The organism is Pseudarthrobacter sp. B907 (assembly GCF_040137805.1).
Classification (GTDB): domain Bacteria; phylum Actinomycetota; class Actinomycetes; order Actinomycetales; family Micrococcaceae; genus Arthrobacter.
In genome coordinates, this window is the sequence record NZ_JBEEQE010000007.1 from 73,911 (window position 1) to 97,047 (window position 23,137).

At 64.3% G+C, this 23,137-nt stretch carries 26 protein-coding genes and 1 tRNA gene; 8 read left to right on the forward strand and 19 right to left on the reverse strand.

Annotated elements, in window-relative coordinates; all coding sequences use genetic code 11:
- Positions 1–17: 17 nt before the first annotated feature.
- From ABLI39_RS08070 to ABLI39_RS08100, 7 genes are all read right to left on the reverse strand, one after another.
- A complete protein-coding gene (locus ABLI39_RS08070; protein ID WP_349412928.1) occupies positions 18–506 on the reverse strand; it encodes an ArdC family protein in 489 nt (162 codons plus the stop codon).
- A gap of 89 nt (positions 507–595) precedes the next feature.
- Positions 596–1,102 carry a hypothetical protein gene (locus tag ABLI39_RS08075; RefSeq protein ID WP_349412929.1) on the reverse strand — a complete coding sequence of 169 codons (507 nt, stop codon included), beginning with the start codon at positions 1,100–1,102 and terminating at the stop codon, positions 596–598.
- The gene (locus tag ABLI39_RS08080; protein ID WP_349412930.1) at positions 1,089–2,897 is read right to left on the reverse strand and encodes a type IV secretory system conjugative DNA transfer family protein; all 1,809 of its coding nucleotides are present in this window, start codon (positions 2,895–2,897) and stop codon (positions 1,089–1,091) included. Before ABLI39_RS08080 ends, ABLI39_RS08075 begins: the two co-directional genes overlap by 14 nt.
- Positions 2,898–2,905: 8 nt before the next feature.
- Entirely contained in the window at positions 2,906–4,120 is a 1,215-nt protein-coding gene (locus ABLI39_RS08085) for a putative type IV secretion/conjugal transfer ATPase (protein ID WP_349412931.1), read from the reverse strand.
- 239 nt (positions 4,121–4,359) lie between these two features.
- Positions 4,360–5,829 (reverse strand): SCO6880 family protein, encoded by a 1,470-nt coding sequence (locus tag ABLI39_RS08090; RefSeq protein WP_349412932.1) that lies wholly within the window; start codon positions 5,827–5,829, stop codon positions 4,360–4,362.
- Positions 5,822–7,168, reverse strand: coding sequence for a type IV secretion system protein (locus ABLI39_RS08095; protein ID WP_349412933.1), 1,347 nt, complete (start codon positions 7,166–7,168; stop codon positions 5,822–5,824). The genes ABLI39_RS08090 and ABLI39_RS08095 overlap by 8 nt, the downstream gene beginning before the upstream one ends.
- 63 nt (positions 7,169–7,231) lie before the next feature.
- A complete protein-coding gene (locus ABLI39_RS08100; RefSeq protein ID WP_349412934.1) occupies positions 7,232–7,519 on the reverse strand; it encodes a hypothetical protein in 288 nt (95 codons plus the stop codon).
- 635 nt (positions 7,520–8,154) lie between these two features.
- Between ABLI39_RS08100 and ABLI39_RS08105 the strand changes: the two genes are divergently transcribed.
- Positions 8,155–8,589 carry a hypothetical protein gene (locus tag ABLI39_RS08105; RefSeq protein ID WP_349412935.1) on the forward strand — a complete coding sequence of 145 codons (435 nt, stop codon included), beginning with the start codon at positions 8,155–8,157 and terminating at the stop codon, positions 8,587–8,589.
- Between the two features lie 453 nt (positions 8,590–9,042).
- On the opposite strand, the gene ABLI39_RS08110 is transcribed toward ABLI39_RS08105, so the two are convergent.
- From ABLI39_RS08110 to ABLI39_RS08130, 5 genes are all read right to left on the reverse strand, one after another.
- A complete protein-coding gene (locus ABLI39_RS08110) occupies positions 9,043–11,157 on the reverse strand; it encodes an AAA family ATPase (RefSeq protein ID WP_349412936.1) in 2,115 nt (704 codons plus the stop codon).
- Between the two features lie 218 nt (positions 11,158–11,375).
- Positions 11,376–11,753, reverse strand: coding sequence for a C40 family peptidase (locus tag ABLI39_RS08115; protein ID WP_349412937.1), 378 nt, complete (start codon positions 11,751–11,753; stop codon positions 11,376–11,378).
- A gap of 17 nt (positions 11,754–11,770) precedes the next feature.
- A complete protein-coding gene (locus tag ABLI39_RS08120) occupies positions 11,771–12,487 on the reverse strand; it encodes a hypothetical protein (RefSeq protein WP_349412938.1) in 717 nt (238 codons plus the stop codon).
- Positions 12,487–12,840 (reverse strand): hypothetical protein, encoded by a 354-nt coding sequence (locus ABLI39_RS08125; protein WP_349412939.1) that lies wholly within the window; start codon positions 12,838–12,840, stop codon positions 12,487–12,489. The genes ABLI39_RS08120 and ABLI39_RS08125 overlap by 1 nt, the downstream gene beginning before the upstream one ends.
- Positions 12,841–13,262: 422 nt before the next feature.
- Complete coding sequence (locus ABLI39_RS08130; protein WP_349412940.1) at positions 13,263–14,213, reverse strand: RNA polymerase sigma factor; 951 nt, start codon at positions 14,211–14,213, stop codon at positions 13,263–13,265.
- A 138-nt stretch (positions 14,214–14,351) separates the two neighbouring features.
- Between ABLI39_RS08130 and ABLI39_RS17430 the strand changes: the two genes are divergently transcribed.
- Positions 14,352–14,675: an ArsR/SmtB family transcription factor gene (locus tag ABLI39_RS17430; RefSeq protein WP_502935207.1), complete on the forward strand. Its 324-nt coding sequence runs from the start codon at positions 14,352–14,354 to the stop codon at positions 14,673–14,675.
- Here the strand turns inward: ABLI39_RS17430 and ABLI39_RS08135 are convergent.
- Positions 14,629–15,132 carry a hypothetical protein gene (locus tag ABLI39_RS08135; RefSeq protein WP_349412941.1) on the reverse strand — a complete coding sequence of 168 codons (504 nt, stop codon included), beginning with the start codon at positions 15,130–15,132 and terminating at the stop codon, positions 14,629–14,631. The two genes, ABLI39_RS17430 and ABLI39_RS08135, sit on opposite strands and share 47 nt — an antisense overlap.
- Before the next feature lie 42 nt (positions 15,133–15,174).
- Positions 15,175–15,552 carry a hypothetical protein gene (locus ABLI39_RS08140; protein ID WP_349412942.1) on the reverse strand — a complete coding sequence of 126 codons (378 nt, stop codon included), beginning with the start codon at positions 15,550–15,552 and terminating at the stop codon, positions 15,175–15,177.
- Positions 15,553–15,662: 110 nt separating this feature from the next.
- Here ABLI39_RS08140 and ABLI39_RS17435 point away from each other — a divergent pair, with 110 nt between their 5' ends.
- Genes ABLI39_RS17435 through ABLI39_RS08150 form a run of 3 tightly spaced genes read left to right on the forward strand, consistent with a single transcriptional unit; the run spans position 15,663 to position 17,379 of the window.
- Complete coding sequence (locus tag ABLI39_RS17435; protein ID WP_502935209.1) at positions 15,663–15,971, forward strand: helix-turn-helix domain-containing protein; 309 nt, start codon at positions 15,663–15,665, stop codon at positions 15,969–15,971.
- Complete coding sequence (locus ABLI39_RS08145) at positions 15,968–16,183, forward strand: helix-turn-helix transcriptional regulator (RefSeq protein ID WP_349412943.1); 216 nt, start codon at positions 15,968–15,970, stop codon at positions 16,181–16,183. Before ABLI39_RS17435 ends, ABLI39_RS08145 begins: the two co-directional genes overlap by 4 nt.
- Positions 16,183–17,379: a tyrosine-type recombinase/integrase gene (locus ABLI39_RS08150; protein ID WP_349412944.1), complete on the forward strand. Its 1,197-nt coding sequence runs from the start codon at positions 16,183–16,185 to the stop codon at positions 17,377–17,379. Before ABLI39_RS08145 ends, ABLI39_RS08150 begins: the two co-directional genes overlap by 1 nt.
- Before the next feature lie 108 nt (positions 17,380–17,487).
- On the opposite strand, the gene ABLI39_RS08155 is transcribed toward ABLI39_RS08150, so the two are convergent.
- The 5 genes from ABLI39_RS08155 to galU all read right to left on the reverse strand — a co-directional run bounded on the left by ABLI39_RS08155 (position 17,488) and on the right by galU (position 21,109).
- Positions 17,488–17,560, reverse strand: a tRNA-Ala gene (locus ABLI39_RS08155).
- A gap of 48 nt (positions 17,561–17,608) precedes the next feature.
- Entirely contained in the window at positions 17,609–18,409 is an 801-nt protein-coding gene (locus ABLI39_RS08160) for an SDR family oxidoreductase (RefSeq protein WP_349412945.1), read from the reverse strand.
- Between the two features lie 80 nt (positions 18,410–18,489).
- Positions 18,490–19,434 (reverse strand): hypothetical protein, encoded by a 945-nt coding sequence (locus ABLI39_RS08165; protein WP_349412946.1) that lies wholly within the window; start codon positions 19,432–19,434, stop codon positions 18,490–18,492.
- A 144-nt stretch (positions 19,435–19,578) separates the two neighbouring features.
- The gene (locus ABLI39_RS08170) at positions 19,579–20,199 is read right to left on the reverse strand and encodes a GNAT family N-acetyltransferase (protein WP_349412947.1); all 621 of its coding nucleotides are present in this window, start codon (positions 20,197–20,199) and stop codon (positions 19,579–19,581) included.
- 4 nt (positions 20,200–20,203) lie between these two features.
- Positions 20,204–21,109, reverse strand: a complete 906-nt coding sequence (gene galU / locus ABLI39_RS08175; RefSeq protein WP_349412948.1) for a UTP--glucose-1-phosphate uridylyltransferase GalU — start codon at positions 21,107–21,109, stop codon at positions 20,204–20,206.
- 109 nt (positions 21,110–21,218) lie between these two features.
- Here galU and ABLI39_RS08180 point away from each other — a divergent pair, with 109 nt between their 5' ends.
- The 3 genes from ABLI39_RS08180 to ABLI39_RS08190 all read left to right on the forward strand — a co-directional run bounded on the left by ABLI39_RS08180 (position 21,219) and on the right by ABLI39_RS08190 (position 23,116).
- Entirely contained in the window at positions 21,219–21,848 is a 630-nt protein-coding gene (locus tag ABLI39_RS08180; RefSeq protein ID WP_349412949.1) for a 5-formyltetrahydrofolate cyclo-ligase, read from the forward strand.
- 108 nt (positions 21,849–21,956) lie between these two features.
- Positions 21,957–22,205 (forward strand): FmdB family zinc ribbon protein, encoded by a 249-nt coding sequence (locus tag ABLI39_RS08185; protein WP_349412950.1) that lies wholly within the window; start codon positions 21,957–21,959, stop codon positions 22,203–22,205.
- A 155-nt stretch (positions 22,206–22,360) separates the two neighbouring features.
- Positions 22,361–23,116 carry an RcpC/CpaB family pilus assembly protein gene (locus tag ABLI39_RS08190; protein ID WP_349412951.1) on the forward strand — a complete coding sequence of 252 codons (756 nt, stop codon included), beginning with the start codon at positions 22,361–22,363 and terminating at the stop codon, positions 23,114–23,116.
- Positions 23,117–23,137: the final 21 nt, after the last annotated feature.

Genomic DNA, 23,137 nt, shown 5'->3' on the forward strand with positions numbered 1-23,137 from the left:
CCTGCGTCTGGGAGACGTCAAAGACTGCCTGGCCGCGCCAACCTACGATGATTGTCTTCTTCCCATCGTCGACAGCGCCCTTGCGGCAGCTTCTCGCCAAGAGGAACGTGCCGCCGGGTACCGTCAGGAAGGGTCACCTGCTGGACTCGTGACGTGCGGGGAGCGATCACCCACAGAGCGTGCTCGCCCCGTACGACGGTGCGGCCGTGGCGTTCCCACTCCTTGTACCCGGCAACCAGGGTGGGCCCCTCGGTGCCGCGCTGGGCCATCTGCATCATGAGCAAAGCTACGTTGCCGCCCGAGTAGCGCCATAACGTGGCTGAGGCGTCCAGCAGCACCTGCCAATGCGATGGAGAGTCGACGGCCTCTTCCAGGATTTTGTGGAGACCCTCTGTCAAGGAAGTGATGCGCTCTTCCGGTGACATCCGCGCACTGTCAGATTCGCTCGGCCTTGGCGCGGCCTCTGCCACCACATCGCTGGATACGTCTTCAACTTCAGGGGCCACGACAGCCGCCCTCCATGCTTCTCGGGATCCCGCCGGGACTGCCCAGCGGATTACCTATTCATGTCCTGCGAGGCGCGAACAGCATGACTTCAGAATTCGTCCCCGATCTGGTGGGTAGCTGCCTGCCACTCAACGAAGTCCGGCGCGTCCGGCCGAAGGATTCTCGGCGTCGGTTCCTTGTGCGCCTGCAATCCCACACAACCGGCCGTCCGGGTATGTATCCGGAGCCGTTCGACGGCGTGTGGCAGGCGCTCGTGAAAGGCCAGCGGTCCGAACCCGGGATCGTCGCCGGCGTAGGAAGCCAGTTCCGCCCGCTGCAGGGCATAGAGCTCGGCCACAATCTCGGAATGACGCCACCAGCAATCCGGGACCACCGAGGTCGTCAGCTGATACGTGCCAACAAGCCATCTGACCCAGATGGCCAGGGCTCGCCAAACGCTTCCGGCCTGCGCGGCAGTCATCTGCCGCCAACGATACGTCACGCCCGGCGTTCGGGCCGGTGGCCGGAATGCGGAGCGGAAGAGCTCAGCGGTCAGGTCGTCGTCGGCTCCGGCTGACGGAATCTCAAAACGTTCGACGTCGTCATGGCCGGCCATCGGTGACCTCCTCGGTTGTTTGCTGCCGTAAGCGGTGACCATCGGCCAAGGCCCGTTCGAGCTCGAGCTTTGACCGCCCGAGCTCGGCAGCGTCTTTGCGTTTATGCCATTCGCGCAGGTCCAACAGGATGGGGCGGGTCCGGCGCCCGAGCATCAGGGCTGTGCCGACCGGTAGGCGCCTGATCTCATGGAGCGGCAGGACTGGGCTCTCCCTGATCTGTTCGCCGTCCTGCCGGCCTTGCGCGGACCAGGAACGGGTGTTCAGGGTCAGGCTCCGCTCCCCCAGCAGTCCGGCCAGCGAGCGGAGGTCACGTTCGTCGGAGCCGCCACCGAAGATCACCTTGATGATGGACGAGTCCCAAATGGTTGCGGCCTCATCGATGGACCAGCCGGTGCGCGCCTGGGACAGCGACTGGAGGACCACCAGTGTGGAGATTCCGATGCCGCCGCCGTCAGAGAGTGCGATGGGCAGGCCCGGCCACGGTGCCAGATTGGCAATCTCGTCCAGGATCAGGGACAAGGGTGGATCCAGCCTGCCACCGGGCGAGACGAATGCCATCTCGCGGGCAGCACTGTCGATGTCGTCAATCAGTGCTGAAAGGTACGACCCTGCAGCGGCTGCTCCGGCTCGGGTGCCGATCAGATAGAGCGTGCCGCAGTCCCGGATGAACGACTTTGGGTCGAATTCCTCGGACTCATCCCGGGGATCCAGGGCGGCGAGCACTTTGGGCGATGACAGCGGCGCGACAGCGGCCGAGACTCCAATCCAGGAGTTGGACGTGTTTCTGGGGTCGTCCTCAAGGATTCCCATCAGATCGGCCTGCCATCCCAACGCAGCCTCGGGCCGGCCGAGGACCTCCAGCGCCTCACGCGCCAAGACCGGACTCGACGACCAACGGCGAAACGCGCGGACGCCCTCTCCGGATAATGCAGCAGCATGGAGGAGGCATTGCAGGATAATCAGCGAGCGCTTTTGCCACGCGGCGTTTTCGCCTTTCATCTCTGTGTCCGCTGTGATGACGAGGGCGCGGCGTGTGGCGATGTCCGGGTCCTGGCAGCCGCGGACGGGAGACCAGCGAAGTGTTGAGGGCAGTCCGGACATTCCTTGCGGGTCGAATACGGTGACAGGCTTGCCGCCGCGTGCCCGGGCTGTCATGGTGACCACCAGGTTGTCGGCGCGGGTCGACGTGGTGACGACGGCGCCGGGAGCGTCGAGGATGGCGTTGATGACCACGTAGAGACCCTTGCCTGAGCGCGGTGCGCCCTGGATGACCATCGATTCCTCGGTGGAGACGTGGACCGTGACACCGCGGGATCGGCCCAAAGTCCACGCGACGTCCTGGATCCGTGGCTTGGCCAAGCCTGGCCTGGTGAATTTGCCCCGCCTCCGGACGGCTCTGGCTCCGAAGTCGTGGAGTATTTCGGCACGCTGGGCGATCCCTTCGCGGTTCAGGATGTCCTGGCGCAGCCACGCGCCGGATTGTCTCCACCTTTGCCAGGCCAGGAAACAGCCGACGGCGAGCGCCGCCATGAGGAGGAGCAGTGGCCCGATCACCCACCAGACGGAGCCGGTGCCGACGTCGCATCCCTGTGGTTGGCGGACAATCCAATCGATGCGGTCGACAAGGAGCCCGACGGCGGCAGCTGGGTTAAAGGGCGACGGCGGACTGCCGCCGCACCGCCAGAGCGTCAGAGTTTGGGCGGCTGCTTGGACGAATACGCACAGACAGACATAGCCGGCCGCGGCCATCAGCCCTGCCGTAACCAAAGGGGTTTCAGTACTTCGCCGGTTCATGCCCGGCCTCAGATCATCCGGTCGTCGGTGCCGAAGACTGCCAGCTCATCGGTGGTAACCCGGTTGGCGACAATGAAGGACCGGTTCCCCACCTTCCAGAGTCCGACGCCTTTGGGAAGGTTCTCTACATGCTCGCATTCGGCCTCCGTCAGCCCGAGTGCCTCTTTGGTCAGGCGCATGGCGTCGTGCTTTTGCCGGTAAATGATTCTGGTGTCTGCTTCGGTAAGCAGGCCGAGGGCCTTTTGGCGGTGGCCGCTGGTGCTGTCGCCGATTTCGTTGAGGTCGGCGACTTTGTGCATGATCAGCAGGTTGGCGATGCCGTAGGTACGGGCAAGGCGCCATTGCTCGCTCATCTTGGCGAGCATGTATGGGTCGGCCAACATTCGCCAGCCTTCGTCGTACACCACCAGCCGTTTGCCGCCGTCGGGATTGGTGACCGCTGCTTCCAGCCAGGTGGCACCGCACGCCGCCGCAAGCGATAGCGCCTGCTCCGAGGCACCGATCAGCGCCGACGTGTCCATCACCATCATGGGCGCCTCGGCATCGAAGGAGACGGTGGACGGAGCATCAAACATCCCCTCCAGGTCACCGGAAACTGTGCGGCGCAGGGAGTGGCTGACAGCCTGTCCCCCGTCCTTGCCGATCAACCCGATGGTTTCGTTGGACGGGTTCAGCAGGTGGTCCAGCACCATGGGCAGTGTGGGACTCGAGTTCTCGGCAACGGTCTCCATCAGAGCCATGTCCAGTGCTGTGTGCTCGACAGGGCTGAGCGGCATCCCTTGCCTCATGAGGGAGACCAGTGCTACCAGCAGGTAGCGACGGCGTTGCCGGACCACCGCCTGCCATTGCGCCTCGCCAAGGGCGCTGGAGCGTGGTCCCGCGTCGAGAGGGTTGACGCGGGCGGTACGGCCCGGACCAACGGAAATGACCTTTCCGCCCACGGCATTGGCGACGGCGACCCACTCACCCTTGGGATCGGATGCGACGGCGGCCTTCCGCCCCAGCGTGATCGACCGAGCCACCAACGATTTTCCGCACATCGACTTACCGGTCCCAACGGTGCCGATAACGACGATCGAAGGACCGCTGATGACGCCCTTGTCATAGAGAATCCACGGATCATAGGCAAAGGCCCCGGACCCGAACACGTCAGTGCCAATGTAGGTTCCTTCGTGGCCCAAGCCTGATTCGGTGATGAACGGATAGGCCGCGGCGAAGGTCATTGTGGATGCACGGTGTGGTGCAGGGCGGAGTCGATGCGGGCCTCGCAGGGAGTTGACTTCGCTGCTTCCCCAATCGCCGAGCTCGTTCCTGTTGAGCGCAGAATCTGCCCTCTCTCCCAGGGCGTGCAGCGCCGCCTCCCATGGCGGGATGTCCGCGGCGGCCGAGCGTCGACGTCGTTCCTTCCGCTCCTCGCGGGTCCCACCGGCCGGTACAAACTGAACCGACTGACTGGCCCGCGTCATCGCAGCCCTCGCCCAAATGGGAGCGCACCGGCGACGAACGCGGCCCACTGCTGCCCGGCCAACAGGCGCAGTTCGACGAACGCGCCTGCCGCGGCAGATTCCAGTTCCTGTCGGTGCCGGGCCAAATCTTCAAGGGTGGGGGCCGTGATGGTCACGTAGGCCGCCGGACGGACGTCGCCGTGGCCTGCGACGATCTCTTCCTCCCGTTGGGCAACTTCTTCCTCCTCGGCCCGTTGCTCACGGGTGAGCGGCCTGTCGAAACGCGTGTTGATCCGTCGCCTGGTTTCGTGGGCTTCCTGGGCGGATCGGATGTCCCGCAATGCCTCAGTTGTGGGTACCGCCCGGATCACCTCGGTCACCGTATGGCGAAAATCGCCGACATAGATCAGCGGATGCAAGAAGCCAGGGAAGACTTTCTGCCGGGGCCACTCGGCGATCCAGAAGGTTTGATGAAAGCCCGTGTCCGTGCGGAGGTATCTCCAGTGCTCCTCCACAGCCATGGGACCGGCCGGGAGACTTGGCGCGTTGGGCTCGCCGTCGTTCTGGTGGTCAGGCGCTGAAACTGCGGCCGGATCGAAGGCACCACGGACGACGTCGAGGATGCCCGCCTCCGACAGCCACTCCTCCACCCTGACATTGTGGGTGCCCAGTGCGGTGGTCATGGCCTCGACCTCCAGGCGCAGCACCCGTTCGACGCCGACCAGTCCCCTGCCGGCCTCTCTGATCCGGCGTCGAGCCTTTCCTGTGTCCATGACGATCGCGAGCAGGAGGTCATGGCTCATCGCCGAACCGGCTGCGGAGATCAGATCCTCGTACGCGCGCTGTCCCCAGGTGAGTTCGCCATCGCGGTTCGCGTTCGTGACGGTCCGGTCATAGAAGTCGCGCAGCGCCGACGAGGGATACGGAACCGTGTAATCCTGCACGGCGATTCTCGCGACGCTGTTGCGCTGTGCCAAACCCGCCTGCACCCGGGACCATGACTGCACAGCCCACGCCTTGTCATCAGAGTCCAACAGTGCGAATGATCTGGTGCTGCACCGCAAAACGGCGATGGCTTCCCTGCCGCGGGCGTCCACGATGAACGATTCGCCGCGGGACGTCCGGCGCACGTCCAGGTTCCCCAATCCACCGGGCAGCGTCAGCCGCCCGGCCAGGGCAGCCCGTTCAGGCCTCACCAGAAAGCGGGTCTGTTTCGTGGCCATCCTGACGAAAAACAGCGCGGCGTGGCTGGCCCACACGGGGTAGGGAATCCGCGAGTACTGCAGCAACCCGAGGAGTATCAGCGCCAGCCACATCGGTCCCGAGGCGAAAAGGCCTGCAGGGCCGCTGACCGCCGACGCCGTGCTGGCCACCAGGACACCTCCAGCGAGGAAGAGCAACTGGTACCACTTCAGACCCATGAACAAGCCGCGGCGCTCATACCTGGGAAATTTGACTGCCTCGAGGGCCCGGGAGTTCTCAGACACGGGTATCACCATCCTTGGGTGGCTGGACGATTGGTTGCCGCGGCTTCAGCGGTCGCACTGGCGGCGACGCTGCAGGAACGGCTTTGCGATCAGGTGCGGACTGGGGCGGCGGCTGTGCGGGCTCAACGTCCGCTCCGGTCATCGGTCCGCTTGGCGACGTGCGCGCCTTCGGTCGTGTTGTCTCATGCTCTTTCTGCGCATGCGGCGACACGGGGTCGGAAGGCGACGGCCCGGCGTCGAGCATCACTGCGGTGCCTCCACCGCCGGACGCCTGCGACGGCGTCGGGCCTGTCCCGATCCCGGGCAGCGGTACTCGGGGCGGCAGCGTCCTGGTGGGGAAGACCGACCTGCTGGACTGGATGGGGCGGTTCATCGACGACCGGCTGGCCAAGGCAGCGAGCGTGAAGCGGCCGCCCGTCTGCCGGCTGATCTGCCGGGCCGCGAAGCCAGAACTCCGGGACAGAACGTGGCCGCCGCCCGCGGTCTGCGCGGCCGCCGCCAACTCACCACCGGCAAAGCTCACAAGGCGCAGCGCCATCATGGGTGCGGCGCAGGCCAGAGCCATGCCGACCGTCCCAGCGGCCAGACCGGCGAACGACTTCGACTCGGCAAAGAGTTTGATGGCCACCGCGAGCACCGTCGCGGCCAGCGGCTTGGCTAAGAGTAGAGCGACCACGATCTCTAACCACCGACGCGTCATTGATTTCGTCTTCTCCCAAGGCATGAGCATCAGCGCCACCGGGGCGACGGCGGCCAGCACGATGAGGGCGAACGACCGGAAGATCATCGAGCACATCAGAATGAAGGCCAGAGCCCAGACCACGATGACGGCCAAGGCGGTGACGACGACCGCCCCGGCAGCGCCCCCAGTAGACCCGGGCGCCAGTGCCACAACGTTCCACTCCCGGCCAGAGCCGGCGGGAGCCTTCTCGAAGCCGAAGAGCCGCATGAATAGCACGTACGGGTCCGTTCCCAGAGAGCCGAGCAGCGCCGACGACGCCTCATCGCTGTCCTTGGTGAGCTGGCGTACCAGGTAGACGGCGCCCGCGACCATGGGGATAGCGGCGGCGCCGCCCGCGAGCGCCCGCGCCAGACGTCGGGGCTGCTGGCTGATGAGGGCAGAGAGCAGTTGGAGGATCATGACGACGACGAGCGGCGTGAGCATGATGACCACCCACCAGTTCGTCAGCCCTTCGATAGCGTTCCACTGCGAATCATCTACATCCGAGACGCTGAAAGCGCCCGTGATGAACGACCAGATCCAGGCGGCGACGTTCTGCAAAATGTTCGCGAAGAACGACGTGATGGAACTTTCAACACCATCGTTGGCCTGGGACACGAGACCGCACCCGGGCGGCCACCATCCATTCAGATCACACTGAACCGGCATGACGGTCGGGGCCTAAAATCCGAGGTTGAACGCTGTCTGGGACCAGAGGATGTAGCCGTTGATGCCGCCCAAGATCGCGGCCACGGGGCCAGTCCAGAGCAGGATCATGCCGCCGCCCGACGCCAGTCGCGAGGATTGGCTCAGCTTCCCTGCCAGAAGCATCGCCGCCCCGACGATTGCGACAATGGCGATCACTATGAACGCGCCGACCAGGATGCCGCCGCCGATCTGCTTCAGTGATTCAAGAAAGGGAAAGCTGGCGTTGGGGGTGATTCCGGGGTCTACAGCTGCCAAGAACATCGGGAGCTCCATCTGTTGTTTCGAAGGGCGTGAGGGGTTTGGGTTCACGACTTCATGGAGGCGGCGGGATGGGGCGACATGACCTGCCGCGATTTCTTGCCCTATGCAGGGTAACGATTCAATCCGGTCCGTGCCGTTGCTGGCCTGGGCTATGAAGAATAGGATCGACGGCCGCGCGTCCGTCCCGCAAGCAGCGTAGGGCTATCGGGACGAATGGGACAGAAGTACACTCGCGATATGGGGCCAACGGAATGAGTAGAACGGCGCGGATAGTATTGATCGTTTCACTATCCGTTCTCGGCTTAACAGTGGCGGCCGCAGCGGTCATCGCAGGCGTGGTTGAATCCCGGCGCAACTCTGCGGGTGCTGCGGCCGCCAAATCGTCCCCGGAAGGGACTCAAAAGATCGAGGCGACAGCAGCGCCGACCTCCACCCACACGCTCAGGCCGGCTCCGCCCGCCCTTCCCTCCGCGGTGGCTACTCCCACGGCCACGGTCACATCTCCGGCTCCACGCCTTCCCGCATCTCCTGCCGTAGCCCAGCCCGCCCCAATTCCTCCACAGCGGCCTGCAGCACCGGCGCCACCCGCCCAGGTGACGCCGTCTTGCCCGGCCGGGATGGTGGTTTCCGGCATTATGGACGTCGCCTTTCCCAACGAACACGAGTTGGTCACTGACATTTGGTATGTGGATATCCTCGGGCATGGGAGCATCTCCAACAAAACGACCGCTGCGGTAGACATCCCGCTCTATGTGCCTTACATCGAAGGCCTGGACGTTGACGGGCGCACGACCATGAACGGATTCAGGGGCGAATTCGATTTCAGCCCGCCGCCCGGCGTCCCGCGACCGTCGACACTGGCACTCCAGCCCGGGCAGACGATTAGCTACACGTTCACCCAGAAGGGCGTCAGCTCAACGATCCTGACCAAGACCATCGCCTGGTACTCGGACCCCAAGTACACCGTCTCGAATTTCACCGACCTGACGACCCAAACCAAGTGCCCCAAGGTCAACGTGATATCGCCACCGCAGGGGCCGAGCATTGCGAACACCTACCCGCGTCACTGAAGCCGGGCAGAGCCGACGGTCTGCAGTGTGACAAATAGCGCCGGGAATCACACCGAGTGGCGTCTTTGTTCCCTTAGCCGAGGAATTGGCGTTCATCGGCTGCGCTGTCCTCAGTCCATCTACTGGCTACAGGTCTAAGCGGCTATCCGGACTACGCCCCTACCCTGGACTTCCGGGCAGCCATATGGACGGAACCGGCGAATTGTCGCTGACCGGGCCCATGCACCGGGCACACTGAAAAGCAGGTCTGCCGTTGACGACGAAGGACGAGTAGTGAGGTCCCTCATTGTCACAGCTGTAGCAGTCATTCATTGAGTAAAGGTTGCCGACTTCGTCCAGTCTGATCGTCATTCCCCGATCGTAGGCCAAGCATGACGAAGTGCCCAGAAGCGCCCAAGGACGATCAGTTATCGGTGCCTGACGCCAACATGACCAGTAGCTGTGCGATCAGAGTCAGTCGTCAGCTACAGCAGCTTCCAGGTCGTCGATCGCTCCAAGAAAACCGAGCTTCCGAACCAAGACGCCGAGGTCCGCCAAGTCGTCGGGCAGTGCGCCCATAGCCTTCGCTGCGTGCCTAACGGCGTCAATACTAATCTTGGCCCCATATTCACGTCGGAGGAAGTCTTTGAACGACTCGCTTGGCTTCCTTCGAGCCCTGAATCCGGCCTTGTACGTCTGCCAATCGCCGTCTTCCAGGCCGAAATGAGTCGGTGCTAAGTAATCGAGGATGTCAGGCTGCCCAAGCCCAAAGGGAGTGATTCTACTGAGCCTGCCTACTCGAATTGCACGTCTGCCAAGCTCAGCCAACGCGCGCTCTTCCTTAGTTGAAGAATTCGATTCGAGTTCCGATATGGTCCGCTCCGCTAGCCGGGAATTTTTAGCTTGGAATGCACTAACAGCTCGCTGCCAGATCGCCATTACACGCTTCTGGACGACATTGTCGAAGACCACCACAATAGGGGCCTCCAGAGCGTCAAACAGAAACTGCATATCGGGTAGCGCGGCTGCGTGATCCGTCCCGCGCATCACAAAGACTCTGGCTCCCGACGCGCGCAGGTGCTCCGATAGACATTGCTCCAACACAATTTGGTCGTGGGTGCCCTCCACAACGAGAGCGACCCGGGTCATCGCGAGAATATCACTGGGGGCGACACCAAGGCGCTTGGATTCTTCATCGAGGCTGAGATGACCGACTTCCAGATCGGACACCACAGTTCCACCGAGTCCAGTCAGGGTCAGATGAAGTAGGTGAGACCCGAGACGCGGATCCAAAAATGAAGGCGAGTGAGTCGCGCCCACGACAGCAACGTCATCGAATTCTGCAACGAGTCTGTGAAGCCCCTTGGAGATTCGAGACTCGAGCTGCCTGTGCAGGCCCTGCTCCGGTTCGTCCACGACGATCAAACGAGGTTCGTTGAGATCAGATTTGCTGAGGTACAGGCTCAACGCGAACCGGACCCACTTCTGTTGGCTGAACGAGAGATCGTCCAACCGCATCTTTGTTGCCTCGTCATGACGAGCGACGGCGACCCATCGGGGCGGTTTGCCAGCGAACCAGTCCGATGGACTCCGAGTGTCGAATTTCAGCCAGAATGGAAAGTCAGCCAAAACATTCAGGATCCGGTTTGTTTCGGTCTCTGCCAGGGCAACGGATTGCTGAACACTTTCTGCCAGGACCATTTCGGATCCCGCCGTGGCCTCCACGATCGGGGCTTTCCACTGGCTTTTGGACACGAGTGACAGCGTCTTCTCCTGGATCACATCCAATGGCAGCGAGTTGACGAATACTTGAGCGGGGCCCCTTGAGACGTACCCGATTGCGGCCAAGGGCACTGGGATGTGGGGTGGCCATCCATCCAGCGGCGAGGAACCAGCTGAGACGTACTCGGGCGCAGCGTCGCGACGAACTGCGGTGAAGGGCTCGGCGTACCACTCGTCTGCTTTAGCCAACGCAAATGGCGCCGTCGTCGACAAGGATTCGTCGTCCAGTGAGGTGCCCTCAATCATTGCACGTCGGATCTGGCTGAGAAAGTTGCCGTATTTCGCGAGCTGCTGAATGTCTTCTTCGCCAAGGATGGCCGACAGGTAAACCGTCCATCGGCTCGATTCGGGAGTGCCTGACGGCATCAGAGAAAGGTGGAATCCTTGACTCGTTTTGAGCTCGGGGTACTCGATCAAGTCTAAGGGATCGTCGAGATCGAGCTCTTCCCAAGCATTGACTCTTCCCAATACGCCTGATTGGAACTCTTCACGATACTCGTCCGTCACCTGAAGGTCCCTGGAAATATCGAGCATGCCGTAGAGAGCCGACACAAAGTTGCTGTCGCCGCTTGATGTCGGGACTTCAACCGACGTGTGAATCAAAGTCCGGGTCCGAGACCCCATCTTTGGCTGACCGGCACCCTGGAAAGCTTGGGTGAGCGCGTCTAGAAGTCGAGTCTTGCCCGTGCCGTTCTTTCCGTACAACATGGTTGACCCCGGTCGTACATCAAGATGGATGCCGGACAGCGGTTCAGGCCCGAAAATTGAAGCGCCGAGAATTTGGTAACCACTGGCATCAAGAGGCATAGCTACTCCCCAAATCAAGGCAATGGATCAGGACATCCTCGTTTGATCCCAGCGCGAACGGAACTATCCTAGCTGAGTCCTCGCTCCGAGAGACGCGTCGCGGACCACACTGGGTCTTTCCTTCGCAACCACCGTTCTTAGCAAGCCAAGGTCGCAGCATGACGAGCTGAGAACCGCCGAAGCCATCGCCATCGTGTCAACTCTCGAAAGCCCAGTTTTTAGCCCAAGAGATCAAAGTACGCCGCGTCCGAATTCCAAGCTATGGGATGCAGCAGCGTCCCCACCGAAGGATTGAGCGCACTCCACATCATGCCGTTCCCGGCAAAAATGCCCACGTGCCCCCAGTTGTCCGGCCCTTGGGCGTTCTGGACAACCAAGTCACCTGGCCGGGGATTGTCAGTTCTCACACCGACGCGCCATTGCTCCACACGCGGGAGATTGATGCCGGCCTGCCGATAGATCCATTGAACGTAGCCGGAGCAGTCCCATGCTTTGAATGCGGTCCCGCCCCATATATACGCGCCGCCGACGCCTTCCAACGTATTTCGCAAGATGTCTTTGCGGATCCCGCTCAGATTCGCGGGTTCCGGGATCATCGGCGCGAGGTTCGGCGCTACGCTGCACAGAATCGGTGCCGTCCCGTCATCGAGAGCATCAACGATGGCCGCCACTCCGCCTCCCAGCGCGCATACAGTTCCGGGAAGGCGGACACTTGGACCGCCTGGGCAGCTCGGCCTTTGGTCATCGACTGCCAGCCACGGATATCCAGCAGCCCCCTTGGACTCCCGTGGTTGGGGCCATTGGGACCGCCGTAGAAGGCCCGCACGTTGTAGGTGGATTCCATTAATTGCTCAATGGTCCCCCATCCGGCGGCCGGGCGCTGTTGGGCACTGCCCAGAGAATCGTGGTCGCTGCCCACACCGTCATTCGGGTAACTGAGCGAAGAAGGCACGTTCGCGTTGGCCAGGACCCTCAAACTGGATTCTTGGAGAGCCATCATGATCGCGATGACCTGGCCATCCCGAGGTACTCCCAGCTGCTTGCCGATTGAAATATAGTCCTCCGCCACAGCCGCTTGTCGGGCCGTCAAATTCAGGTTTGGCTGGCTCCCTGCGTGGACAATCGCAGCGGGCGCCCTGGCGGCTGGCGAACCACCCAAGGACGTCGGTGAGCAGAAAGACGCGGCTTTTGCTGAATTGGCCCCGAGCACCGCCACCGCGGCGCAGAAGGCAAGAGCACCCGCCAGAAACAGCGCTGAGAGCGCCGCCACCATTGCCCGCCAAATAGCCGGTCGCCCAGCAAGCCCCGCGAGCACGACAGCGGCAGGCATCAGTACACGATCCTGCTAGGCGAAGCGTAGAAGGCGACCATGGCACAGCGATCCCTCGGTGCCGTGGAGGCTGGCGGGCAGTTCACCATCACGCTGACAGGGGCTCTGTACGAGTTTCGGGTTGCCGTCGACTGTTCCAGAACCTGAAGGGAGACGGTGCACACATGAAGCCCCGCCCAGGGAGCCGGCTGCTCGCGCACCTTGGCCAGCTCGGCGTCGCACATCAACGACTCGACGCTGGCGGAGCGGTAGGCCTGCTGGCTGGCCAAGAACGCAAATGATCCGGCGTTGACGCCTGTCGCTTCGAACTCCTGCACCAGCACCGCCAGCGGATTGGAGCCGTCCGGCAGCACGTTCCACCAGGCCCGGACCCGCGAGTAAACCTCCGAGTACGACGCCGATCGGGTGTCCCACGAATAGATCGCCGTTGCTGCCGCGGATGCGAGCTGCCGGAAGTCGGTGGTGCGCGGGGCACCATCCGGAACGGGCCCCGCAAAGGCCGGAGCCGCCGTCGGGGTTTCCCTTTGCGGCCTCGGGGTCGGCGCAACCGGATTCTCAGCAGCCAGAGCGGACGACGGCGGCGCAACCGGCTCCGCGGCGGGCCCGGACTGTGGCCGAGGGAGACCCATCAAGACTGCTGCCACGCCGAACATGACGATTGCCAGAAACCACCATCGCCGGCGTCGGCCCAGACTCGGCATTGCATTTCTCAAAGAAAACAACTTTCCACCCTCCACGTCCCGTTCATATCCTGAACCGCCGGTTAGGACATGACTCAGCGAGCGGAACGCATTCCTGCCCGGAGAATCCTCCATGAGGTTTGATACAGCCGCCGGGCGAAGCCGATCTGGACAGCGACATAGCGCTCCGTGACGCCGAGCTCGGCGGCCAGTGTCACCACGGCCCTGGTTCGTTCCGGGCCCCGGACGTCTGGACGAACAATCGTTGCCGCCGTGCGGCGGAGCACCTGTGTAGGCAAGCACTCTGCTGCCTGCTCGCAGACGTCCCGGATGTTCCGGATGCTGGCGTGGTCAACCTCCAGCGCGCTTTGAACAGTCCTCGCCGTCTGGCGGACCACCGTCGCTGCGTGCCACCGCCGGCGGTCCTGCGGCGACGGCGGACCGTACCGCCGCGGCCCGGTGAGACCGTCCACGGCAAGTTCCCACACTCCCCCAGGAACGCTCTCCCGGGTCAGTTCAATAATCGTCCGCGCCCACTGCTGGTCGATGAACTTCTCAGCGCTTCGATCAGCCCCACGGTACATACCGAGCAGCGTGACTGCGTCGAGTGACGGACAACCATCGGCCTCTGGGTCCAGGAGCAGCGGTAGCGTCTGGTGGGTCATCTCCCGGCGGATGTGTGCCGCGCATACGTTCGCGCACACGCCCTGGACCCACGCGCCGAATGGTACCCCGGGAAGCTGCCTGTATTGACCTCGCGTTACTCCATCCCAGACGGCCACGCGGATGTCCTGCATGACGTCGTCCACATCGCACGCACGCCCGATGCGCGACAGGTGCGAGACGACGTAGCGCTGCACCCCGTCCACGGCCACCATGATCTGATCGACCGGGACTGCACGCGCGGCGGGCTCGGGGGCACCGCGCAAGGATACATCGATGGTCCCTTGGTGGACTTGTTCTTGTTGGGCTTGATTCGCCCGGGCTTCGACTCGCATGGTCTTCACCGCTTCAACTCGCGATTCCAATATGTCCGCGGTCAGCACTGCTGACCGCTAAAGTGGCCGCCCAAGGGCGCCATCGGCGATTACAAGAAGGCTATACAAACTATTGTCAAAGATAGTTAAAGTATCGTCAAGGTTCCGGGTCTTACTTTTCTACTGGCGTTCGGTAAGAATGGTTGCATGCCCAGGATTACGCAGCCTCACGACGCCGCATGGTCGGCCGACGTCGAAGCCGCTGTCGCGACCTTCGGCAACAGGTCCCGCAATGAGATCCTGCGATATCTTTCAGCGCACGGTCCGGCAACCCGCGGGGACATCGTGGACGCAGTGAGTGCCGGTGAGCCCAGCGTGGCGAAGCACCTTCTTGCGCTGGAGGAATCTGGCGCCATCGTTGTCGACGTGGAACCGGGCAGGCGGCATGGCCGCTCTCCGCGGTATTCAGCCAACTCCGCACGGATCAAGGAGCTGTTGGCGGCTCATCTTCAGTATCTTCTGGAGGACTGACTGCAGCCGCTTCCGCTCCCGGATGGCGTCCAATGTCCTTGTTGAGGTATTCAGAAATGGCTTTCAACGTCTCAGGCGATACGTCACCCAATGTACGCGCGGCGAAAGACTTCACCCGGGCCGCACGGAGGGACTTCACGAACTCGAGCTGCGAATCGATCCGCTCGGGCAATTCGGCGTCGGCACCGGTCAAGTAGGAGGGGTCGACGTTGAAGATATTGCACAGCCCACCCAATAGCACCGGATCGCTGACTAGACGTCCAGTCCCCTCTTTCATGTAGAACCACCGCGCGCGTGACAACTTGATGCCCTTAGCCTCGAGATCGGCCTGCACCTCCCGGAAAGTCACGGGCTTGCCACGTTCAGCAACCACGACGTCGAGCAGCAAATTCAGGCGGCGGGCTAGCTGGGCCTGGGGAGACAGTATGTCGCCATGCTCTGTCTCGTCAGTCCGCATCGCCCACCCCCTTGATCAGCAGCTCCGGGGCCGTCGGCTCTGTCAGGCGCTGCGGCCTCCCTCAGCCCCAGTATTCCCTGAGTCGCCCTGCGCGGCAATCAGCCGCTCAATTCGACGGTCGAGGTAGGACATTAATACAGCCCCGGCCGACGGCGGCAGCGATAGCTTCCGGACCGCTGGAACGGCCATATCCTGACACACCTCCAGGAGCTCCGGCGACAGCACCGCGTTGGCGTCCAAGTGGTACGAGACCTCGGTCAGCACGTCGCCAAGCGCCCGCAGAAATTCGACGCGCTCGTCCGTCGAGCCGTAGTGCCAGTACCGTTCGGCTCGGAGGGACAGAGCCGCCTCCCTGAAGGCCCTGATCTGCGGGTGATCTTGCATGGAAAACTCCTCACGTCCTTTGACGTTCATTTCCATTGGCGACCTCTTCCAACATGACGCCCAACGGGAGTACCCTGCATGTGTAGACCCGTCTACAATCACTCCTTATCATTCCTCAGGTTGTGGTCTCCATGTCGAGCATCTTGATGAACAAAACGCGAAGCCGAATTGTCCGCTTCCTGCTGAGGAACGGCCCCTCGACCTGCGGCCAGATCGGCATCCATCTCGACGCGTCGCAGTCGAATGTCCGCCGGCATCTTCACGCGCTTCGGGACGCCGGCCTGGTGCAACACTCATCGGCTAAGTTCAGCGCTTCCCCGGAACACGTGCAGCGCCACGCCCGTGCACTGGCGGCAAGCTTCCGAGTGTCCGTCATGCCGTCCCAATACCCTGCTCCCATGAACCAGGAACAGATCTTGCCCTTGGGAAGGCAACTAGGACGGAGAACCCCATGACCACCACCCCCGAAGGCGGCCGCACCGCGGAACCTGCCGACGAGCAATGGCTGACCCCGAAAGACATCTGCACCCAGCTTCAGATTCCAGAGCAGACGTTCTACCAGTGGCGGGTCAAACACCTCGGCCCCCGCGCCTACCGAATTGGTAGGCATTTGCGGATCAGCCGGACCGACTACGATTCCTGGTTGTCCTCGCGCCTGGAGGCTTGATGTCACCAAGACCTCCTTTGCCGCTCGGCACATGGGGAAAAATCAGCCGGAAGAAACACTCAAATGGCCGCTGGCGTGCCGCGACGAGATATCGTGACACCGACGGCATCACCCGCACCGCGGAAGCATGGGGAACCACCGGAGCCGCCGCCGAGCGAAACCTCGTAACTTCGTTCCAAGAGCGTCAAGCCCCTACCTCGAGTGAAATTTCCAGAAATACTCGGCTATCCGAGCTCAGCGATCTGTGGTTCGACGAAATCGAGAACAACGGTCGTGCAGGCCGAAGGACCATCGATGGCTACCGTGACACCTACAGGCGAGTCATCAAGCCCGCACTGGCCGGACTCCGACTGCACGAGCTGAGCACCGGCCGTATCGACCGGTTCCTTAAAAACGTCGCGTCAGAGCACCCTGCCACCGCACGACATTCCAAAATCGTGCTGACCGGAATGATCGGTCTCGCTGTCCGGCACGATGCCCTGCATAGCAATCCAGTCCGCGATGTCGGACCCATCAAGGTCGCCACAAAGGACATCAAGGCGCTTTCAGTCAACGACGTTCAGAAGCTCCGGACTGTCATTGGAAGGTGGCAAGAGGACCCCACGCACCACGGACGCCCGCGGGCTACAGATCTACTCGACATTCTCGACATCTTCCTTGCCACGGGCGCCCGAATTGGTGAGGTCCTGGCCATCCGCTGGCTGGACGTCGACCTTAAAGCGGAACTGCCCACCATCACCATCTCGGGAACTGTCGTCATGGAGAAAGGTCGCGGGGCCTACCGGCAAGACCACCCGAAGACAAAAGCCGGCTTCCGCACGATGAAGGTGCCTCCTTTTGCCGTGCAAACACTCCGACGCAAGCAAGCAGCCGAGCAGCCCAGGCCCGAAGACATGTTGTTCCCGTCTTCGACAGGAACTGTGCGCAGCCCACACAACTTCCGCAGGCAATGGCGGGACGCCCGCGCGGGGTCCTCCTATGAATGGGTCACTCCGCACGTGTTCCGGAAATCCGTTGCCACCCTCATCGACCAGGAATACAGTTCCAAACATGCGGCAGCCCAACTGGGTCACTCCGGAACGGCCATCACGGAAAAGCACTACATTGCCAAGGCAAGTGAATCGCCGGATCTCACGGAGGCCCTCCAAAAATTTGGCAAGGAGCCACCGCCACATCCTGGACGAACGTCAGGATGAACGCCGGAACTTTTCCCAAAGCGTGTGGTTTCCGTGTGGTCGGCCTGAAACCGGGCAAGAGAAAAGCCCTCCAACCCAACGTTTCCGCAGGTCAGAGGGCCTTCAACGTGGAGCTAAGGAGATTCGAACTCCTGACCTCTTCGATGCGAACGAAGCGCTCTACCAACTGAGCTATAGCCCCGCAACAACGCCGCTCCCTCAGGGGAACGGCGTCATCAACGTTCCTAGGCTACAAACTATCCGCGTGCATTGCCAGCCAGCCCTCGAATGTCTGCGTGCCGTGTCGTTCTTCGGGCACCAGGTTCAGGCCGGCCCGCAGGTATCTGCCCATCGCCCCGGGCAGGGGAAACTCCACCAGGCGGCCGCGCGCACCCGTGGCCCGCTGCCAGGAACGTGCCAGCTCGCCCATGTCCACGACCTCCGGGCCCCCGATGGTCCGGACCCGGTGCCGGACGCCCGAAGGGGCTTCCAGCGCCGCGTCCAGCAGGGCGGCGGCCACCTCGACGTGGGCGATCGGCTGGAACTTGGCGCCTTTCACCACGGGCACCAGCCGCACCCTGGCGCCGGCGGCAAAGATGCGTGCAAGCAGGGAGTGGAACTGGGTGGCGCGGAGTACCAGGGTCTCGAGACCGGAGTGTTCGTAGACCGTTTCCTTGGCCGCCTTGGACCGGTAGTAGCCGGCGCTGCTACGGTCGCAGTTGACGATCGAAAGCATCACCGCCCTCCGCACGCCCGCGTCCTGCGCGGCGGCCAGCAGCCGCGCCCCGCCGTCGGCGAAGTTCTTCAGCGCCTTGCCTGAAAACCCTTCAAGGCAATCGACAACGACGTCGGCGCCGGCCAGCGCCGCGGCCAGCCCCTCGCCCGTGGTGACGTCGCCGCGGAAGTACTCCGCGCCGTCGGTGTGCCCGGCAGTTCCCGGCGCGGGCGGATTGCGGCTGAGCACGGCCACCCGGTGTCCGCCGGCAACCCCGTGCCGCACCAGTTCGCGGCCCACCTGTCCGGTTCCCCCGGCAACGCAGATTCTCGTCATGCGCCTCAGGCTACCTGCCTCGGGCAACAAAACGCCCCGGACAGCCGAAGTGTCGGCTGTCCGGGGCGGGAAGGTCGGTGTCAGGCCCGGCGGCGCTGGAGTACGTCGTCGAGGTTGCTGAGTGCGCTTTGGCCCTTACCCAGCGGCTTCGCGTCGGGGCCGGCCGGCTCGGCCTGCCGGACGGTGGCCTGCTTGAGCGGGGGTTTGCCGACCGCTTTCGGGGCCTCCGGCAGGTCCAGCGGCTGCGGAGCGGCGCGTTCGGCTTTGGGAGCCTCGACGTAGGTCGGCTTCGGCACTTCAACGGGCTCCCAGCTGGAGCCCTCCGCGGCGGCCGGATCTGCGACGCGGCGGACGGACGGGTCGCCGGACGCGGCAGCCTCGGCCAGGGCGGCCTGGCGCAGTTGGTCAGCGGTCAGGGGTTTGGGGGCGGGCTTGGGTGCCGCGGCGCCGGCTTCGGCGTCGAACAACGGGCTTTCCTTCGCCGGGAGAGCCGAGCGGACCGAAGCGGCCCGCTCGGCGGCCGGGGCTGCGGCGCCTCCGTGCGCCGGGGACCCCATGGCGGAACGGAACGCGGCGTTGAGCTTCCGTCGGCGGTCGCGCACGGCAAGCCGGCGGAGCACCACAACGGCCAGGACCGCGCCGAGCAGGGTGGAGACGGGAAGCCAACCGGAGCCAACGCCGAAGAGCCGGAGCGCGGCGGACACCACGCCGGTTAGCAGAGAGAGCAGGCCCGCCAGGGCAAGCACCAGCCGGCCGTAGCGGATCCGGAAGGCCGGGGCCGCAGGCTTCCGGGTGCCGTCGCGGTCAATGGAACCCGGGGCGGGCTCGGGGCGCTGCGTACTCGACATCGATTTCTCCTGCGGGGCAGCCATCTTCATGACGAACCCGGCTTGGGGGTCTGCTTTTCCTACGTCCGCGGCGTCCATCAGAAACTCGCCCGCCGGCTGGAGTTGGGAGCGGCCGTTCCGGAGCATGTAGGGAGCCACCCATACGATCCAGAGTGCAACAGCAATGACAAGGATCACTGAGCTGCTAAGAGGGAAGTCCACAGTCAAAACCGTATGAGCAAGACGACGGCGCGGGCGGCATTGCCGGCGGTGTGTCGCGAGGCAACTGCCAAATCACTGGAAATATGGCGAAAGTGCTGGTCAGACCGGGGTTTTCTGCGCCTAGGCGGGGCGGTTTTCCAACCACCGGGCCAGGAGTCCTTCGGGTACTTCCTCCGCGGTCAAAGCGAAGCTGCGGTGATCGGCCCACTGCCCGTTGATGTGCAGGAAACGCGGCCGGTACCCCTCGTCCCGGAACCCCAGTTTCTCCACGACCCGCAGGCTGGGACCGTTTTCGGGCCGGATGTTGATCTCCATCCGGTGCAGCCCCAGGGTGCGGAAACAGTAGTCCGTGGCCATCGCGACGGCGGTCGGTGCGATCCCCTGCCCTGCGCGGTCCTGATCCACCCAGTACCCGAGCGTGGCCATCATGGCCGAACCCCAGACAATCGATGAGACCGTCAGCTGTCCCACGATCACGGGTTCCTTGAACCCGGGGGTCCACGCCGCAATAACGAACGGCAGCGCCGTGGCCTGGGCGGCCTGGGCCTTGAGCGAGCGCACCATCTGCCGGTAGTCGGGCAGCCCGCCGCCGGGAACCGGATTGGAGGCTTCCCAGGGGGCCAGCCACTTTTCGTTCCTGGCCCGCAGTTCAGTCCACTCCCGGCGGTCCCGGTACCGGATCGGGCGCAGCACAACGTCGCCGCACTCCAGAGTCACCGGCCAGGCGAAGCTGCCCCCCACGGGATTATTTGGTCAGGCTGGAGGCGAACCCGGGCAGCCATTCGCGCAGGCCCGGGCCCAAGTCCTCGCTGTCGCAGGCGAGCTGGACGCAGGCCTTGAGGTAGCTGAGCTTGTCCCCGGTGTCGTAGCGGCGGCCGCGGAAGACCACGCCGTACACGCCGTAGCCCTCCCCCTCGCCGGCGGAAAGTTCCTGCAGGGCGTCGGTGAGCTGGATTTCGCCGCCGCGTCCCGGCTTGGTCCGCTCCAGGACCTCGAACACGGCGGGGTGCAGGACGTACCGGCCGATGATGGCCAGGTTGGAGGGAGCCTCGTCGACGTCGGGCTTCTCCACGAGCTGCTTGATCCGGACGTAGTCCTCGCCTTCAACGGCCTCGACGTCGGCGCAGCCGTAGGCGCTGATCTGGGAGGGGTCGACCTCGATCAGGGCGACGACGGAGCCGCCGGTCTTGGCCTGGACCTCGATCATGGTGCTGAGCAGTTCGTCGCGGGCATCGATCAGGTCGTCACCGAGCAGCACGGCGAACGGTTCGTAGCCGACGTGCTGCTTGGCGCGCAGTACGGCGTGGCCCAGGCCCATCGGGTCGCCCTGGCGGACGTAGTGGATGTCGCCCAGGTTGCTGGCGGCCTGGATGGACTCCAGCTTGTCGGTGTCGCCCTTGGCCTCCAGCGTCGCCTCCAGCGTGGGCACCCTGTCAAAGTGGTCCTCGAGGGCCCGCTTGTTGCGCCCCGTGATCATCAGGACGTCTTGGAGCCCCACGTTCACGGCTTCCTCGACCACGTACTGGATGGCCGGCTTGTCCACGACCGGCAGCATCTCCTTCGGCATCGCCTTGGTGGCAGGAAGGAAGCGGGTGCCGAGGCCCGCTACGGGGATGACGGCCTTACGAACGGAGGCGTTGGGTGTAATCACTCGACTAATCTAGCGGAGGGGGCAACCATCAGGTAATTCTCCCCCGCCGGCCGGGCTGCCGCGGCGGCCCGGCAGCACGGCGCCGCCCGGCCGAAAGGACAGCCCGCACATGAGCAGCAAGGACGAGATCCGATCACGTCATCGGCGCGGCCGGGCCGCACTCTCGCAGCCGGATCTGGAGGCCGCCGGCGCAGCCCTGGCCAGGCACGGCCTGGCCTGGGCAACGGCCCTGGCCAACGGCGGGCGGCGCACTTTCGCGGCCTACCTCGGCGTCGGCGCGGAGCCCCCCACCCTGCCCCTGCTGGCTGCGCTGCACGGAGCCGGCCACCGGGTGCTGCTCCCGGTCTGCGAGCCGGGACTCGCTTTGAGCTGGGTGTACTGGACCCCGTCGTCGGAATTTGTCCGCAGCCGCTACGCCCCCATCCAGGAGCCTGTGGGCGACCGGCTCGACACCTCCGTGATGCTGGGGGTCGCCGGACTCTTCCTGCCCGCCACGGCCCTGGACCGCACCGGCAACAGGATCGGCCAGGGCGGCGGTTACTACGACAAGTTCCTGGCGGCCCTCGAGGACCTGCCGTGGGGCGTCTCGGGGTCCGAGACCGGGCCGTTGCCGACGGCGGCCCTTGTCTACGACGCTGAGGTGCTGGCCGCCGGCACTATTACCGCGGAGTCCTTCGACCGAAAGGTTGCCGCGGCACTGACACCCGGAGGTCTCGTCCGGTTCTCCGCCCAGCCCTAGCCGCGCCCGCCGGGTGATAGAATTGGCACTCAGGCCCTGCGACTGCTAATGCCAGCTTTTTGGTACGACAGCCCGGGACCTGCTCGTTTGTCCCAGAGGAGGAACCCAGTGCCCACGTATGCATACGCTTGCAAGGACTGCAGTCACGCCTTCGAGGTTGTGCAGTCCTTCACGGACAACTCGCTGACGTCCTGCCCCGAGTGCGAGGGGACCCTGCGCAAGAAGTTCAACAGCGTCGGGGTCGTCTTCAAGGGCTCCGGCTTTTACCGGACCGACTCCCGCGATTCCAAGGGCAGCACCGTGGCCCCGGCGGCAGCTCCTGCCGCCCCCGCTTCGGCTTCCGCCGCAGCAAGCTAGGGACGTCGACGCCGGTACCCGGCACTGTCCCGTCAGGTCCGGCGCCCGGCCGGCGCCCGGTTAGAGCCGGCACCGGCCGGCGTTCCCGCACAACGTTGTCCACATAGCCGCAGCCGGAACTGCCGCGGGCCACGGCTCCGCCCTAGCGTGGGGGCATGGCCCGCAGCTTCCGTCCGCCCCCTCCGCGGGGACCCGCACCGCCCTGGTTCCCGGCGCGGTCACGGCCGCCGCGCCCGTTCTTGCACGGCGCCTCCCGTAAAGGCCCGCCAAGGCGGCGCGCCCGCCGCTGGCTCCTGCGCAACCGCCGGCTGATTGTCGCCCTCCTGTTGTGCCTCGCTGCCGGCCTGGCCGTGCAGCAACTGACGCCCGCACCGGCAGCGACTGTTTCCGCCTGGGCGGCCGCGAGGGATCTCCCGGCCGGCCGGGTGCTGGCGGCCGTCGACCTCGCCGTCGTCCAGGTGCCTCCCGGACTGCTCCCCGGCGGCACCCTGGAGCCCTTAGCACTGGAGGGCAAACAGCTCGCCGTGGCGCTGCGGAAAGGCCAGCTCGTCGCGGACTCCCTTCTGGTGGGACCCGGGATGCTGGCCGGCAGCCCACCGGGGGCCGCCGCTGTGCCGTTGCGCATGGCTGACCCCGCCTCCATCCAACTGGTGTCCCCCGGCCAGCTCATCAATGTGGTGATGACCGGCGGGGGCGGCCCCGAGCAGGGGGCGCCGGCGCAGCTGCTGGCCTCGGCGGTGCCGGTGCTGTGGACCTCGGCCCGGGGCGGCAGGACCGGCCAGTGGCTCGACACCGCAGAGACCGACGGGCTGATGGTCGTGGCGGCAGATCCGGACCAGGCCCGACGACTCGCCGGCGCATCGACGCAGGGCAAGTTGTTTTTTGTCCTGGTCGGCTCCGCGCCCGGCTAGAGAATGACTGGCCCCCCGTCT

What these genes read in the sequence shown, in the direction of transcription:
- ABLI39_RS08075 (WP_349412929.1), bottom strand. Translation starts at nt 1,102, where the DNA reads ATGGCCGGCCATGACGACGTCGAACGTTTTGAGATTCCGTCAGCCGGA.
- ABLI39_RS08080 (WP_349412930.1), bottom strand. Translation starts at nt 2,897, where the DNA reads ATGAACCGGCGAAGTACTGAAACCCCTTTGGTTACGGCAGGGCTGATG.
- ABLI39_RS08085 (WP_349412931.1), bottom strand. Translation starts at nt 4,120, where the DNA reads ATGACCTTCGCCGCGGCCTATCCGTTCATCACCGAATCAGGCTTGGGC.
- ABLI39_RS08100 (WP_349412934.1), bottom strand. Translation starts at nt 7,519, where the DNA reads ATGTTCTTGGCAGCTGTAGACCCCGGAATCACCCCCAACGCCAGCTTT.
- ABLI39_RS08105 (WP_349412935.1), top strand. Translation starts at nt 8,155, where the DNA reads ATGGACGTCGCCTTTCCCAACGAACACGAGTTGGTCACTGACATTTGG.
- ABLI39_RS08110 (WP_349412936.1), bottom strand. Translation starts at nt 11,157, where the DNA reads ATGCCTCTTGATGCCAGTGGTTACCAAATTCTCGGCGCTTCAATTTTC.
- ABLI39_RS08115 (WP_349412937.1), bottom strand. Translation starts at nt 11,753, where the DNA reads ATGATCCCGGAACCCGCGAATCTGAGCGGGATCCGCAAAGACATCTTG.
- ABLI39_RS08120 (WP_349412938.1), bottom strand. Translation starts at nt 12,487, where the DNA reads ATGCCTGCCGCTGTCGTGCTCGCGGGGCTTGCTGGGCGACCGGCTATT.
- ABLI39_RS17430 (WP_502935207.1), top strand. Translation starts at nt 14,352, where the DNA reads ATGCCCAGGATTACGCAGCCTCACGACGCCGCATGGTCGGCCGACGTC.
- ABLI39_RS08135 (WP_349412941.1), bottom strand. Translation starts at nt 15,132, where the DNA reads ATGCGGACTGACGAGACAGAGCATGGCGACATACTGTCTCCCCAGGCC.
- ABLI39_RS08140 (WP_349412942.1), bottom strand. Translation starts at nt 15,552, where the DNA reads ATGGAAATGAACGTCAAAGGACGTGAGGAGTTTTCCATGCAAGATCAC.
- ABLI39_RS17435 (WP_502935209.1), top strand. Translation starts at nt 15,663, where the DNA reads ATGAACAAAACGCGAAGCCGAATTGTCCGCTTCCTGCTGAGGAACGGC.
- ABLI39_RS08145 (WP_349412943.1), top strand. Translation starts at nt 15,968, where the DNA reads ATGACCACCACCCCCGAAGGCGGCCGCACCGCGGAACCTGCCGACGAG.
- ABLI39_RS08150 (WP_349412944.1), top strand. Translation starts at nt 16,183, where the DNA reads ATGTCACCAAGACCTCCTTTGCCGCTCGGCACATGGGGAAAAATCAGC.
- ABLI39_RS08160 (WP_349412945.1), bottom strand. Translation starts at nt 18,409, where the DNA reads ATGACGAGAATCTGCGTTGCCGGGGGAACCGGACAGGTGGGCCGCGAA.
- ABLI39_RS08180 (WP_349412949.1), top strand. Translation starts at nt 21,219, where the DNA reads ATGAGCAGCAAGGACGAGATCCGATCACGTCATCGGCGCGGCCGGGCC.
- ABLI39_RS08190 (WP_349412951.1), top strand. Translation starts at nt 22,361, where the DNA reads ATGGCCCGCAGCTTCCGTCCGCCCCCTCCGCGGGGACCCGCACCGCCC.